This is a genomic window from Paenibacillus shenyangensis (assembly GCF_000346635.1).
Classification (GTDB): Bacteria; Bacillota; Bacilli; order Paenibacillales; family Paenibacillaceae; genus Saccharibacillus; species Saccharibacillus dauci.
In genome coordinates this window covers 29,919-42,382 of sequence record NZ_AOIG01000029.1, presented here as the reverse complement: position 1 = coordinate 42,382, position 12,464 = coordinate 29,919, and the positions used below count along the sequence as shown (strand labels likewise).

Here is a 12,464-nt window from a genome sequence, read left to right as displayed (position 1 = left end):
TGTGTAATTCTTATGCTATAATAGAAAAAAATGGAAGATCAAACACGGTTGATTTGATGTTCTCTTTCTTTTAGAAGTTGACTATTACGTTGTTTACGGCTTTTCCATTCCTGATAGGTGTATCTTATACCGATCAACATGAAATACATAAGAAGAACTGAGACCAGATAGAGATCGAAACGGAAGCTGCATTGCGACAAGTATTCCCATTTTAATAAGCTGAATCCAGGCTCAGTGGTAACTGGATTTCCATTTTTGTACAAAATAAAGTGTACCGGCCAACCAAACTGACTACCCTGCTGATTACCTGCACCTAACAAAGGAAGAATAAAACTTAGAACAATAATCAAAATACGCATGTTTTCATCACCTTCCATATATATACTCATTTATCCATTAAATGGGTTTATATAAATATAACACTAAAGGAGTTGTATTGCATTGTTTAGAAAGTTCAGTATGTTTGCTTTGTCATCCGTTTTGCTGTTTGGTGCCGTTTCACCCGCTTTAGCTGCAGAACCTGTCGCCTCTCAAGTGACTATGAGTAAGGAAGAGGTGCGTGAAGCTGCCCAGGCGATCGCAGAGAAATACGGGATGGAACTATTACCTGACAATTCACAAAATCAAGGAATTGTCAGCGAAAAGGTATCCGAGCCTATCCAATTTAAATCGATTGAGGAGCTCGATGCTTTTATGAAGGCTTTGGTTGAAGCAGACAAAGCGTCTTCCTCTGAAACCCAGAATGTGGTGACTCCTGTTCCCCCTGTACCTGGCGCCAGTGCTTCTCATGATGGAGGCAGAGAGGCGGCAGCTTTCACTCGCAGCTATACCGATGGACAGATTACTTGGTACCAAACGTTGATTTTGGGCGCTTGGTCCTGGAAAAATATCTATTACAACTATAAAATTACCTGGGACCAAAATTATAGTAACCCAGGATTAAGTGGAATATCGAATATTACTTCTGGTTTAACCGGTCTGCAGGCAGGATTAAGCTGGACTCAAACAAGCGCGAGCAGCTCATTCAGCAAAAGCACCGCCAACCTGACCGTAAAAGGGTATTATCTGGTCGGTAGCGAAGTGTACGGGGTACCTATTGGCATGAAATATCAATCTACCTGGACTAACAGCAAAACACACACCTTCCCGAATTGGGGTTAATCTTTATACTTAATCTATAAAGAGAAAGAAGCCCGGCGCTCCCGGGCTTCTTTCTCTTTATAAACGGTTCAAAAAGGCAAATACCATAGGTAAAAGCGAAGTCAGTAAAGGCCAGTTACTCGGTGATTGATACGACGTCACCGAGCTTCAGGTGTACGGCTTCATAGTCGCTGTCATATACGACCAGGACGCGGGTCTGAACATCACAGCTATGTAGAATACCCTGCAGCTGCTGTATCCGTTTATCCCGGTAAAAGGAGACGGTGACCGGGCGGTGATCCATCAGGTGGCGATGCAGCGCATGATTCAGCTCATCCAGCTGATCAGCACTCAGAATAGGCCGCGGGACGTCTTCTTGCGCGAATAGCCATTCCTGCAGCCGGTCACGGTGTTCCGGAAGGAAGAGCCCTCCCCACTTTTTGTTGTTATCAAGACTTATTTTCTTAGATATGTTATAGACAACCAAAGTAATCGTTATGGATATATCCACAACGATTACTTTATATTGAAATTTCTTTTTACAGAATTTTCTCCATAATCATAACGTCGATAAGTTTTCCATCTAAAACCCCTTGCTTCTCAAAAGTGCCAACCGTACGATATCCCTGTTTTTGGTACAATCTTTGTCCTGCTACATTAAATGAAAAAGTGAATAAAATAATTTTATAAAATTTATTTATTTCAGCTATATGTTCTAAAGCCATAAGTAGCTGGCTTCCTGCACCTTTTCCCCTAAAGTCTCGTGCAATGTAAATCGATAAGTCAGCTACTCCATCATATGCACAACGCTGTGAATAGGGGTTTAAAGCTGCCCATCCTACCAATTGCCCTTCGTGCTGTATGATAAGTGCTGTATATCTACCTTGATGCTGAGCAAACCAATTTCCCATATAATTGAGATCTTTCGTTTCGGATTCCAAGGTGGCAATTCGATCTTCGATTCCTTGATTATATATCTCTAAAATAGTAAGAAGGTCTTCTTTTTGTGCAGGTCGAACCGAAAACGATAGCGCAGACGAGTGAGAGGAGGGCATATCCTATTTCCACCTTTCTTAAGGTTTAACAGCCTGGATCACAGCAGATACAATGTAATTTTCAATATTAGCCCCCGGGAGCCATTCTTTTAAAAAGTTTTTAGATTCATCTTTAGGTTCAACCCGGATTTGTGTGAATCCACTTTGTTCCATCATTGTTGTAAGTTCGACGATAGAAGATGCACCTGAGATACATCCACTATACAAGTCGTGCAAATCGTTTTTTATAACTGGAGGGAGTTCTGCTGTCGTTACAATATCGGAGATCGCTAGGCGTCCTCCAGAACGAAGTACACGGTACGCTTCTTGAAAGACTTGATTTTTGTCTGGAGATAAATTAATAACACAATTGGAAATAATAACATCGATAGTTTCATCAGCTACTGGTAAGTGTTCAATCTCTCCAAGACGAAAATCAACCACTTTATTTTGTGCTGTTTCGGCGTTTGCACGAGCTTTGGTAACCATTGCAGGTGTCATATCTACTCCAATCACTTTACCGCTCGTTCCTACCTGACGAGCAGCAAGAAAACAATCGAAACCAGCACCACTGCCTAAATCCAGCACAGTTTCGCCAGGCTGTAAACTAGCGATAGCTTGAGGATTACCACATCCGAGCCCTAAGTTTGCTCCGGCAGGTACAGCTTGGAGTTCAGCAGAAGAATATCCTAATTGGGCAGAAACTTGATCGACATCCTTCACTGGATCATAAGAAGAATCGGTTTGACAACAGGTACTGGAGGGTTGTGCTTGAAGAGCAATTTCCTGGTAGCGTTCTCGAACATTCTGGCGAATTTCATCATGTTTTTGTGTAGTCAATAGTATACACTCCTTCAAAATGGATTTTAAAAAAACTTGCGTTCATCAAGTAATTCTATTTATTTGGTACGGATTGGAGAGCAACAACGACTGGATTTAGCCATTGCTTCATTGAACAAATGAATGGAACGAACAACAGTCTCTTGCTCAAAAGGAGTGAGATAGGAGAAGACTTCATCTAAATAACTGTTCATTTGTTGATCAATGGTAGTTGCAATGTACTGCCCTGTAGGTGTTAAGGTCAGCAGCGATACCCGGCGATCATCCGGATTAGCTTCTTTTTGCAACAGCCCCATTTTAATGAGCGTCTGGACTTGACGGCTAAAAGTAGTAAGATCTGTTCCTAATAATTCAGCAATCTGCTGAATAGAAGCACGATCACGCTGATTGATCTCGTATAAAATATGGCTTTGAGCAGCAGATATATCATGTCCTCCAATACTACAACAATCCTTGTTTAGTAAACCAAAACGTCGAGTCATGATCTGAAACAGTTCACGTTTATTTTGCATCGATATTCACCTCTCTTACGTTATAAACGAAATAGTTGCAAAATACAAGTTTATTCATAAGAAATTCATCTTGATTGTTAATCGTTTTCTAATTATGATATAAGCATATAGTTATTTTAGAAGGAGGGATGAAATGGACTTGGTCACAGAAATGTCTGACCATTTTAAATTACTGGGAGATAAAACACGGTTAATCATGATGGCGTTGCTACAAGGACGAGAATGGTGTGTTTGTGAATTTGTTGAATTATTTAATATTTCTCAGCCAGCAGTGAGCCAGCATATACGTAAACTCAAGGCTGCGCAGCTGGTCAAAGAACAGCGAAGGGGACAATGGGTATATTACTCTTTAAATACTTCGGACAAACCACATATCGAAGCGATTTTATCATCTGTTCCAAAAAAAGAAGAAATTCTAAAAGGGCTGAAAAAACAAGAGCCGGTTGCTGTTTGCTATTCAGACTCAACGGATTGTTGCTTGTAAGGTTCATACCACTATCTCAAAAGAGATAGCTGTATTTAACATATAAGTATATGCTTATTTATTAATGAAAGCGAAGGAGAGAAAAGTTCACTATTATTTTAATGGAGGTTTCGTTGTGTTATCTGTCGTACTCGCTTGCTTGATCTTTCTCATTACCCTTACTTTGGTTATCTGGCAGCCTAAAAAGTTATCTATCGGCTGGTCTGCCTGTGCAGGTGCCATTTTAGCTTTATTAGTAGGGGTTGTTGATTTTCAAGACGTATGGGATGTTACCCAGATCGTTTGGAATGCTACCCTTGCTTTTGTAGCTATTATTCTTATTTCACTGGTTTTAGATCGCATTGGCTTTTTTGAATGGGCAGCGCTTCATATGGCTCGTGCAGCGCGTGGAAACGGAATACGCATGTTTATTTACGTCAGTATCCTGGGTGCTGTTGTAGCCGCCTTTTTCGCCAATGATGGGGCAGCATTGATTCTTACGCCCATTGTGCTTGCTATGGTACGAGCTCTTCACTTGGATGAAAAACAGATATTTCCCTTTATCATTGCCAGTGGATTTATCGCCGATACGACCTCACTTCCTTTGATCGTTAGCAATCTAGTGAATATTGTATCAGCTGACTTTTTTGGGATTACATTTATAGAGTATGCCGGTCATATGATTGTACCCAACTTATTTTCACTGATTGCTAGTATCATTGTGCTGTACTTTTTCTTTCGGAAAAGTATACCCGCACACTTTGACTCAAACCACTTGAAGGAACCTGCTGATGCCATTCAAGATCAGCGAATGTTTGTTTTGTCCTGGTGGGTGCTTGCGTTACTACTCATTGGCTACTTTATTAGCGAGTTCTTTGCTATTCCTGTATCACTGGTAGCGGGTGTGATTGCTATATTATTTTTGATAATGGCTAGTCGAAGTCCAGTGGTATCGGTTCCAGATGTAGTGAAGGGCGCACCATGGGCTATTGTATTCTTCTCCGTTGGTATGTATGTTGTCATTTATGGATTACGAAACGTTGGGCTTACCGATTTGTTAGCTGTAGTTATTCAAAGTTTTGTTGACCAGGGAATGTTTGCAGCTACCATGGGAATGGGGTTCTTAGCCGCTATCATTTCGTCTCTTATGAATAATATGCCTACCGTACTGATAGATGCGCTGGCGATTGATGCGACTCATGCCACTGGACACATTAAGGAAGCTTTGATTTATGCGAATATTATTGGTTCGGATCTTGGTCCTAAAATTACACCGATCGGCTCGCTCGCCACACTGCTTTGGCTTCATGTTTTGAGTACAAAAGGAATTAAAATCCCTTGGGGAACTTACTTTAAAACGGGGATTATCCTTACGATCCCAACATTATTTATTACACTGCTCGGTCTTTACTTATGGCTACAAGTTTATTAACGAAAAAGATATTTAAAGGAGAGAATATACATGTCTAAAAAAACACTTTATTTTTTATGTACGGGTAATTCCTGTCGAAGTCAAATGGCTGAAGGTTGGGGGAAGAAATATTTGAATGAAGAATGGAATGTATACAGTGCAGGGATTGAAGCACATGGATTGAATCCGAATGCAGTCAAAGCCATGAACGAAGTAGGAATTGACATTTCGAATCAAACTTCTGATATTATTGATCCTCAGATCTTGAACAATGCGGATTTCGTTGTTACGTTATGTGGGGATGCTGCAGACAAATGTCCGATGACACCACCTCATGTTCGTCGTGAACACTGGGGGTTTGAAGATCCAGCAAAAGCACAAGGTACAGAAGAAGAAAAATGGGCTTTCTTCCAGCGTGTACGTGATGAGATTAAAGATCGTATCCAATATTTTGCTGAAACCGGTCAATAAAAATAAGATGGAGTGGATATCGATCCGCTCCATCTTATTTTTATTGGAAGAGATCCCTACCGATCACTTAATTCCATTTTAGAAATGGCTAGGATCTGACCGCTCCCAATGTGTAGTACGTCCCCAGGTTCTTTTTGTACGATAAATTGTTTCGTCGATCTATTAAATCGAATCATATATCCGGTTACATTATAAATCCTTTTCTTGTCCCAATATTCAATATATACTTTACTAGCATCTTCTATATATTGAAGAGCGGTATAGTGTAATTCCTCCAACTGATCATGATCCAATACAGGACGTATAATGTCTTTCTGAGAATCATAATATGCCATAAGACGTTCACGATGTTCTGGAAGAATAAAGGAAGAACTCCATGTTTTATTGGGGTCTCTTTTCATTTTAAAGAAATCACACATGGTCATGCTCCTTTCCTTATCATAATTGATCATAGCTTTGCTTTAAATCCACTTGTAAACGTTGTTTCAGAAGTTGGTTTTCGTTTTGGAGTGTGTGTATCTGAGCAGTAAGCGCCGTTATACGTTCCTGAAGAGAGGCAATAACAACTTCCTTGGAAGAATCACTCAAAATGTTTATACGGCCATTAGCAGGCTTTTGAAGGCGTAATTTTTCAATATTAGATCGAAGCTCTGCATGGTTATATAAAAAGGCCTTAGATACTCTGGCGTGTATAGATACCGTATTGAAATTAATGTTTAATCCTGCTTGTTGAAGCTGATGTATGGCCGTCCAGCTGGAACGAATGGCTTGTTCTTTCTTTTGAATCGCATGCTGCTGCAGACCAGATATATTAGGATGAGCATTCATTATTTCGTTCCTCCCCTACATATTCTCGTTTTGCTTTTTCTATTCCCATGATCAGTCCAGCAGATAGTAACGAATCTCGAATATCTGTAAAGCGTTTAATTTTAAGTTGTACCAATTCAATCGAACGTAGTCTTCCTTGTGTTTCATATACTTTTACATCATTTAATAACTGTTCGATTTGCTCTTGATAGTAATCTAGAAAAGTTTGATCAACGTGAAAGCTGCGACAATTATTTTTGATACAAGGAGGTTCTAATGTCTGTTCTAGGAAATCGCAGTGTAGCTTAGGACTCTTAATACAAAAACCATGATCCATACGAATCGCATCTAGATGATGACGAATCCAATCCAATTCCACACCATTTTCTTCAGCTTGAATCGACAAATCAGTTCGAACAGGTATCCCTGTATCACTAAGCCGAATAGATGCTTGTGCTTTCTCCCACTCTTTTCGTAGCGTACTATCTAGAATTCGAGCATAAGTGAGTGTCATTTCAGAGCTAGTATGAGCCATTAATTTTTGAACGTGTAAAATTTGCATCCCATTATTAATAAGGTTTACACCATATCGATGACGAAAAGCATGATTTTTAAAGTTATAAATATTCCCTGTAGCATCACGTAAATCTAATTGTTCGGCTAGACGAGCGAGGGCAGTGGTTACTAATCGTTGTGACATTGCTTTTTCGGACTGTCGACCAATAGATTGAGGAAATAAGAAATGATGTGGATTGTAGAATAGGTTCTCCTGTAAATACTCTTGTTGAATCCTAACGATGGTTACAATTTCTTCAGATATGGGAACCAAATGATCGACATGGTTCACTTTGCGCTGATCCCCTTTCAGCCACCATCCATTTGATTTGTACACCAAGCAGTCTTGATTTAATTGACAAACATCTGAAACACGAAAACCACTAGCTTCCATTACCAAGATCAGTCTAGCCAAGACGGGAGGCAGCAAATGGAGATGATGCTGTACTTGCTCCCAAATAGGATCGGGAATATGTTTGATATGATCATAATAATTTTTTCGTTCACGCTTAGGTAAGTCTTCCCATACTAAAAGCAAATGGATCGGCTGCTTTGGCGCTTCAGGCCAGTTATAAAGCTGGGCATATTCTAAAATTCGTCGGCTATTCGCGAGACACTCACTCACATGACGATTACTGGGTGTGCGATTCTTACAATGACTGCTCCCTCCCATGTCTACAGTCCAAACGTAGGCTAAAAAAGCTTCAATATCACTTCGCTGTAAATGTTTTAAATCCGTCCAATCCGGATGACGATCATAAATAAAATTAAAGAACAAGTAAACTTTTTTCAGAATATTCAATGCTGTAGCTACTGTAATTTGACGTTGAAGCAGCAATACATGATAGAAATATTTTTTGACTAGATCCCGATAAGGAGGAAGGATCGAAGTGAAATTGATCCGAGTTTCGCGGCGTGACATATTATAAGGGAGCCCCAGTTTATCCAGTTGCCACATATCTTTTTCATGCTCCGGACGATCATCATAATAGCCTTGAAGGAACACATATAATTTTTCTGCAATTTTAGTATAGTAATCGTAATGACCTGCTTTATATTTTGGAGTTATACGATCCAAACGCTGCGGTTTGCTTCTTTCTTTTTTTAAAAAGCGCCCGTAGCGATATTGAATAACGGGAAGAGAGTAGTCAAGCAAACTTTTAGCATGTGGATAAGCAGTAGAGAAGAAATGAGCGAATAAAAGAATGGCTGTATAGGGAACACCTAGTGCCGATCGTAAAGACAACCGTCCACTAATAAAGTGAATATAAAAATATCTTTTGATTTCTTCGCGTAAGTAAGGGTTCTCAATATAATCGAAATGAAGGGACTTATTATATACTACCGGCTTAGGTAGCTGCAGGATTTCAGATAACTGATCGGTTTGCCAAATATCTTGCTGAAAATAGAGAGGGAGAGGAAGGGAAAAGTGACTGTGTTCTTGAACGAGCTTGCGTAATATCGAATTCATAAAGGCTCCTTTGGATCGTTTGACATCGCTTGTTGCCAATCGCTTCGAATCTGGTCTTCGGAAGGATGCACATACATATGTAATGTTGTTTGAATATGTGCGTGTCCGATTAGCTTTCGTAGAGCCGCTATACTCATTCCTCGTTCATACAATTGAGTTGCGCACGTATGTCTAAACATATGGGCTGTAAAACTTAAACCCGTTCGTTTATTTAAACGTTTGATTAATGCCTGTAAAGACTCATAAGTCATTGCTTCTCCCTTGTATTTTCCACTTCGATTAAAAAAGACTCGATCAATCCAGGTATGAATGCAATGAAAGTCCAGAAGATAATTTTGAAATAAATTCATCGTTTCTGCTGTGATATAAACCAACCGGTTCTCACCTGCTTTGGTTTTGGATACCCGTATGAGGATACTTTTATTACCAATATCAAAGTCATCTAACTCTAATCGAAGTAATTCGCTAGCTCGTATTCCTGTTTCAAGCAAAATTCGAATAATTAATTGATCGCGGATATGCAGATCTTGACTTTCTATATAAAGGAGTTGTTGTTTAGTTAGCGTTTTAATGGCTCTTCGTGGTTCTTTTACTTTGAGAATATTTTTACGAAGGGTATGATTCTGTGAAGTATGATCTAAAAAAGGGCGATAGGAGTGTCTAAATCGTTTGATTTGCTTCGTTAAGGCTACTTTTATATTTTTCTCAAACTCGCCTATGCGGTGTAGATAATCATAGAAATTAATAACACACTGAACCATTAAATTGATCGTACGTTCTCTTCTTTTAGCTGTAGTAGACTGCATATAAGATACTTTATCTACTGGCAAAGGATTTCTTAGCCAAGCCATAAATTTAGCTAATAAATTGAGGTCCATGCTTTCATAGTTTTGCTGTATGTCCATTAGAAAGTCCCAATATATCTTCAGTTGATAAGCATATGACTTCAACGTGTTTGCTGCGCGCCCTATCTGATCCAAGTATTTAATGTACTTCATGATCGGTTTGATCATCTGCTGATGTTTATCGACTACAATCCAACGGCTTTCTCCTTCGTAAGGTATTTTAATCACTTGATTCATTTCTATCCCTCCTATCTATACATACGTCAAATACTTACTTTACACAGGTATACATAATCTGTATGTGATGAAAGTGATGATAGAAAATAAAAACGCAAAATACATTGAATCCTGCTTCTTATTATAGTCTTGATAATTGGTGTCCTCGATCGTGCGGTAAATTATTCATAATGACCTCCTATTTTGTGTGATCGATTCAGCGCAATACCGGCTTCGGTTAAGGAGATGGCCCGGAGAATCGCTGCAGCTCCATGCTTTAGCTGAATCCGGTCGGTCGTCAGGCTGAGCCGGCGCAGCTGCTCATGAAAGGTAGCATCGAATAAATCCAGCTGCACCGCCGACTCGTCGACTAGGTTGCTGACCGAAATACCGATATGCCGGATCGGTCCGTCACTGGCGGCGATCAGCAGCTGCTGCAGCACCTCCAGAAAGGGCAGAGAGAGGCTGCTGGCTGCGTACAGAATGAAGGAAAAGATGTGCTAATTTATTTTGTTGATCAAAGTAAACAATATGCTGATATGGATTATGTACAAGCTGGAGAAGTTCAAAAGTATCGTGATAAGTACAGACGTGAAGGTGTATATAGTGAATACGTTAACGGAACTGAAATTAAAAACGATTTGTACCGAACTATTCAAATATTCCTTGCTAAGAAGGCAGTTAAAGATAGAAAAGAAATTACAAATCTTATGCCTGATAACTCACAATTAAATAGTACACCTGTTGGTAATATTAATCATGTGAAAGCCAAAAATCTTAATATTATAGCAGAGCATAGGGATATAGGCGATATTATGGATTCAGGTACATGTGACTTTGATTATTCGAACAATGATGGTAAATATGAAATAAAAACTTGGGTAGGGAGTTATGCTACACAATGGAGCCGAGCCGGTAAGACAGCCATCCATGTTTGTGCAATAGATGGAATTTGTAAAATAGGATTCAATGCAACAGATCCTACACAACTTTCTGAAAATATAATAGAAGATGATTTTGATTTCAGCTCAAGAGTTAGAACCTTACAAAAAAATGAAGTTGTTTTATTGAAGTATCATAATGATTTTGTATTAGTTAAAGTACGTCAAATAGAAGATAGAATGAGTGGTGACAGTAAAGATAGGCTTTCAATTGAGTTTATAAATTTTGCAAGAGTTTGAGATGGCTTAATAGCCATCTTTTTTTGTACATAAAAGCATACGATTCTGGAGCTGCGAGCAGCATGGGGTATATGGCAATTGGATTGATCGAGTTCGCTGTTCTAGCTCTAATGTTCCTACTACGTAAGCGCCTGATCGGTATTTTGTTCGCTGGCAATCAGGCTGCAAGGCAGCTGGCTCTGGAAGCTTCGCAATTTGACCGTCGTATGAGCGGCGTTGGTTCTGTAGCTACACGGGCAGCGGCGCGAACAATCGGAAAAGCCTTCGGTGGACCAGCGGGAGGAGCGGCTGCAGGAGCAGCGGCTGGCGCTATGGCCGAAGGAAATGGAGGACATTCTAACGGGTTAAGATCCGGTTCTTCTTCCGGACCCGCGCTACCCAATGAATCACTGGCTTCTTCTGCTGCATCTGCCAATGAAGCGATTGATCCAGATTCCGATTATGCCGATCATGTTGAACCGCTGCAGAGTGAAAGTTTAGGCGGTGCAGCCGCAGTCGGACAGATCGGTGGCGTAGCGGCAGTTGGAGGAGCAACAGCGGCGGCCGGAGGATCGGCTGTAGCAGCCGGAGTCGGATCGGCGGCCAGAGGGGTGGTTGCTGGACGAGGTAGCAGCGCGGCAGGAAGTGCGCCCGTGATGCCAACCGTTCCTTTACAGAGTACAACGGGTGAGAATGAAGATATACCGTCGTTCTTGCGGAAACGAGCCCAACAAAGCGCGCAGAATCAAGTTGGGGATAACGGGGCAGCTGGTATTTCATCATCTAGCGGAGCGAAAATTCTTCCGATGCCGGGATTGAATTCTGCTGCAGCAGCTTCGGCAGGGTCGGCCGGATCCGGCCAGGGTGATTATGACGATGCTTCGATTCGTCCGCAAAGTCTTAGCAGCGGTGGGCTTCAAACCGAATCGCTTTCCGCACCGTCTTCCGGAGCTGGAACGATTGAATCGGTTCCGCTGACAAGTGGGGCAAGCGGTGGCATGGCCGGTCTGGAATCTCTTTCGTCTACGTATGAGGCGGCTTCTGGGGCTTCGGAACGCGGAGGTCCATCCACATACAATGAGGATTCATTGTATGCTTCGATGCCTAACGAATCCGCTCAGGGCGTGACCGGCGATTCGCTGCCACCGGCGAACGCATCCAACAGCGGCAGCGTACCGACGATCGTTCCTTTAAACGGTTCGAGAGCTGAAGCCCATGCTGGGGCTTCAGCGAATGAAAGTTCGGTTCGTTCTGCAGCACCGAATTCTTCTTCCGCTACAAACCAAGAGTCCTTCCGTACTGCCCGTGGGATGGAGTCGTTAGAGTCGACAGAAGGTTCGACGCCTGTTCATCGCACGATTGGGGATTCAGAAGTGCCGCCGACGCGGAGCGGAGGGGTTGAGGATCGTGCAAGTACAGCGAATATTGCGCTTGAAGCTACGGGCGTAGAGCTTTCACAAGAAGAAATTGCAGAGATCATCAATCAGTCGAGTGAGATTCACGATAAGAGGGAATCTGGATCCGGGGAAGGGGAATAAA

At 41.3% G+C, this 12,464-nt stretch carries 16 protein-coding genes; 6 read left to right on the top strand and 10 right to left on the bottom strand.

The annotated features are described in order from the left end of the window. Positions 1–38: 38 nt before the first annotated feature. Positions 39–377: a hypothetical protein gene (locus H065_RS0121565; RefSeq protein ID WP_152425963.1), complete on the bottom strand. Its 339-nt coding sequence runs from the start codon at positions 375–377 to the stop codon at positions 39–41. Positions 378–441: 64 nt separating this feature from the next. Between H065_RS0121565 and H065_RS0121560 the strand changes: the two genes are divergently transcribed. Then, positions 442–1,161 carry a hypothetical protein gene (locus H065_RS0121560; RefSeq protein ID WP_152425962.1) on the top strand — a complete coding sequence of 240 codons (720 nt, stop codon included), beginning with the start codon at positions 442–444 and terminating at the stop codon, positions 1,159–1,161. 115 nt (positions 1,162–1,276) lie between these two features. Here H065_RS0121560 and H065_RS0121555 read toward each other — a convergent pair whose 3' ends face one another. The 4 genes from H065_RS0121555 to H065_RS0121540 are packed head-to-tail and all read right to left on the bottom strand — an operon-like array spanning position 1,277 to position 3,526. Then, a complete protein-coding gene (locus H065_RS0121555; RefSeq protein WP_193746795.1) occupies positions 1,277–1,651 on the bottom strand; it encodes a YolD-like family protein in 375 nt (124 codons plus the stop codon). Positions 1,652–1,679: 28 nt separating this feature from the next. Then, a complete protein-coding gene (locus H065_RS0121550; RefSeq protein WP_017815172.1) occupies positions 1,680–2,195 on the bottom strand; it encodes an arsinothricin resistance N-acetyltransferase ArsN1 family A in 516 nt (171 codons plus the stop codon). 18 nt (positions 2,196–2,213) lie between these two features. Beyond that, entirely contained in the window at positions 2,214–3,014 is an 801-nt protein-coding gene (locus H065_RS0121545; RefSeq protein WP_017815171.1) for an arsenite methyltransferase, read from the bottom strand. A 59-nt stretch (positions 3,015–3,073) separates the two neighbouring features. Beyond that, positions 3,074–3,526, bottom strand: a complete 453-nt coding sequence (locus H065_RS0121540) for a MarR family winged helix-turn-helix transcriptional regulator (protein ID WP_017815170.1) — start codon at positions 3,524–3,526, stop codon at positions 3,074–3,076. 133 nt (positions 3,527–3,659) lie between these two features. Between H065_RS0121540 and H065_RS0121535 the strand changes: the two genes are divergently transcribed. The 3 genes from H065_RS0121535 (at position 3,660) to arsC (ending at position 5,871) form a co-directional block, all read left to right on the top strand. Continuing rightward, positions 3,660–4,010 carry an ArsR/SmtB family transcription factor gene (locus H065_RS0121535; RefSeq protein WP_017815169.1) on the top strand — a complete coding sequence of 117 codons (351 nt, stop codon included), beginning with the start codon at positions 3,660–3,662 and terminating at the stop codon, positions 4,008–4,010. A gap of 115 nt (positions 4,011–4,125) precedes the next feature. Beyond that, the gene (locus H065_RS0121530) at positions 4,126–5,421 is read left to right on the top strand and encodes an arsenic transporter (protein WP_017815168.1); all 1,296 of its coding nucleotides are present in this window, start codon (positions 4,126–4,128) and stop codon (positions 5,419–5,421) included. Positions 5,422–5,451: 30 nt separating this feature from the next. Then, a complete protein-coding gene (gene arsC, locus H065_RS0121525; protein ID WP_026136379.1) occupies positions 5,452–5,871 on the top strand; it encodes an arsenate reductase (thioredoxin) in 420 nt (139 codons plus the stop codon). A gap of 56 nt (positions 5,872–5,927) precedes the next feature. On the opposite strand, the gene H065_RS27210 is transcribed toward arsC, so the two are convergent. From H065_RS27210 to H065_RS0121500, 5 genes are all read right to left on the bottom strand, one after another. Next, positions 5,928–6,272 (bottom strand): YolD-like family protein, encoded by a 345-nt coding sequence (locus H065_RS27210; protein WP_238558009.1) that lies wholly within the window; start codon positions 6,270–6,272, stop codon positions 5,928–5,930. A 37-nt stretch (positions 6,273–6,309) separates the two neighbouring features. Further along, complete coding sequence (locus tag H065_RS26540; protein ID WP_017815165.1) at positions 6,310–6,699, bottom strand: DUF6262 family protein; 390 nt, start codon at positions 6,697–6,699, stop codon at positions 6,310–6,312. Continuing rightward, on the bottom strand, positions 6,683–8,704 hold the full coding sequence (locus H065_RS0121510; protein WP_017815164.1) for a tyrosine-type recombinase/integrase: 2,022 nt from the start codon (positions 8,702–8,704) through the stop codon (positions 6,683–6,685). The genes H065_RS26540 and H065_RS0121510 overlap by 17 nt, the downstream gene beginning before the upstream one ends. Then, positions 8,701–9,786, bottom strand: a complete 1,086-nt coding sequence (locus H065_RS0121505) for a tyrosine-type recombinase/integrase (RefSeq protein ID WP_017815163.1) — start codon at positions 9,784–9,786, stop codon at positions 8,701–8,703. The genes H065_RS0121510 and H065_RS0121505 overlap by 4 nt, the downstream gene beginning before the upstream one ends. A gap of 161 nt (positions 9,787–9,947) precedes the next feature. Then, positions 9,948–10,214, bottom strand: a complete 267-nt coding sequence (locus H065_RS0121500) for a DinB/UmuC family translesion DNA polymerase (protein WP_443146863.1) — start codon at positions 10,212–10,214, stop codon at positions 9,948–9,950. Between the two features lie 48 nt (positions 10,215–10,262). Between H065_RS0121500 and H065_RS0121495 the strand changes: the two genes are divergently transcribed. After that, entirely contained in the window at positions 10,263–10,946 is a 684-nt protein-coding gene (locus H065_RS0121495; RefSeq protein WP_017815161.1) for a hypothetical protein, read from the top strand. A 62-nt stretch (positions 10,947–11,008) separates the two neighbouring features. Further along, positions 11,009–12,463, top strand: coding sequence for a hypothetical protein (locus H065_RS0121490; protein ID WP_017815160.1), 1,455 nt, complete (start codon positions 11,009–11,011; stop codon positions 12,461–12,463). The last annotated feature ends 1 nt before the right edge of the window (position 12,464 follow it).